We start from the raw sequence: 1582 nt of genomic DNA on the forward strand, positions 1-1582 counted from the left end.
GTAACCGTTCACCGGTTGGTGCCTGCTTGAAGGGGCTGCCGGGCAGCGTACGGTGGGCGGGGCGGCGCTCGACGGTGTTGGCTGTGACGTGACACACCGCGACTCATGGCGGAACTCGACCCCCGAGACGCGCGGATTGCGAAGCTGGAGGCGCTGCTGGAAGCGGCGCTTGAGCGCATCGCGCACCTGGAGGAAGAGAATCGGCGGTTGCGCGAGGAGAACCGTCAGTTGAAGGAGCGGCTGACTCTCAATTCGAGCAACTCCTCGAAGCCGCCCTCGTCGGACGGGCCTGGCACGCCGCGCCGGCCGAAGAAGCCCACGGGCCGCACCCCCGGCGGCCAGCCAGGCCACAAGAAGCATGAGCGAAGGCTGTTGCCACCCGAGGCGGTGCAGCACGTCGTCGAGTTGGTGCCCAAGGAGTGCAAGGGCTGCGGGCACCGACTGGTGGGCAGAGATTGCGAGCCGCGCCGCCACCAGGTGGTGGAGGTACCACCGCTGTCGGCCGTCGTCACTGAGTACCGCAGCCACGCCTTGGAGTGCGCCGCGTGCGGTACGCTGACGCGCCAGCCGGTCCCCGCGCACGCCCGCAGCGCCTTCGGGGACCGGCTGGGCGCACTGGCCAGCCTCCTGGTGGGCAAGTACCGGCTGTCCAAACGGCTGGTGAAGGACGCCCTCTCGGACATGCTGGGCGTGGACTTGTCGGTGGGCAGCGTGGTGAATCTCGAAGGGGAGACGACCGACGCGCTGGCCCCAGCGGTGGACGAGGCCCGCGCATATGTGCGGGCGGCCGACAAGGCCCACGCGGACGAGACGGGGTGGGTGGAGGGGCGCAAGGAAGGCCGGGGCCATCGTGCCTGGCTGTGGGTGGCGGCGACGGCCCTGGTGGTGGTGTTCCACGTCGCGCGAAGCCGTGGCGGCAAGGTGGCCAGGGCCCTGCTGGGGGAGGACTTCCTGGGCATCCTCACCACGGACAGGTGGAGCGGGTATGACTGGTATGACAAGGGTTTGCGTCAGCTCTGCTGGAGCCATCTCACGCGCGACGTCCAGGGCTTCATCGACCGCGGCGGCGAGGGCGGTCGTCTGGGAAAGCAGTTGATGCGCGAGCGCAATCGCTTCTTCAAGTGGTGGCACCGGGTACGCGACGGGACTCTGGCTCGCGAGGACTTCGAACGGCGGATGAAGAAGGTGCGACGCACGGTGGGCCGGCTGCTGCGTCAGGCCGAGGTGCGCGCGGAGAAGAAGACAGCGGGCATGGCAGGAGAACTCCTCCGACTGGAGGAGTGCCTCTGGACGTTTGTCGATGTGCCCGGAGTCGAACCGACGAACAACTTCGGCGAGCAGTGCATCCGACACGCCGTCATGTACCGCAAGACGTCATTCGGGACACAAGGCCCCGAGGGCAGTCGCTTCGTCGCGAGCATCTTCACCGCAGTCACCACGCTCAAGCTGCAAGAGCGGGGCGTGCTCGACTTCCTGACGGACTCGCTGCGCGCGCACCGCCGAGGTTTGCAGCCACCCTCACTGCTACCTCTCGCGGAGGCCCCTCAGCTCGCGCACGCAGCGTGAGCCGGTGAACGGTTAC

The 1582-nt window shown here is 68.2% G+C and carries 1 protein-coding gene; it reads left to right on the forward strand.

The genetic code is table 11. The features are described from left to right. Window positions 1-105 precede the first annotated feature (105 nt). Window positions 106-1566: an IS66 family transposase gene (locus U8525_RS34240; RefSeq protein WP_374270939.1), complete on the forward strand. Its 1461-nt coding sequence runs from the start codon at window positions 106-108 to the stop codon at window positions 1564-1566. Window positions 1567-1582: the final 16 nt, after the last annotated feature.

The organism is Corallococcus sp. RDP092CA (assembly GCF_041903675.1).
Lineage (GTDB): Bacteria > Myxococcota > Myxococcia > Myxococcales > Myxococcaceae > Corallococcus.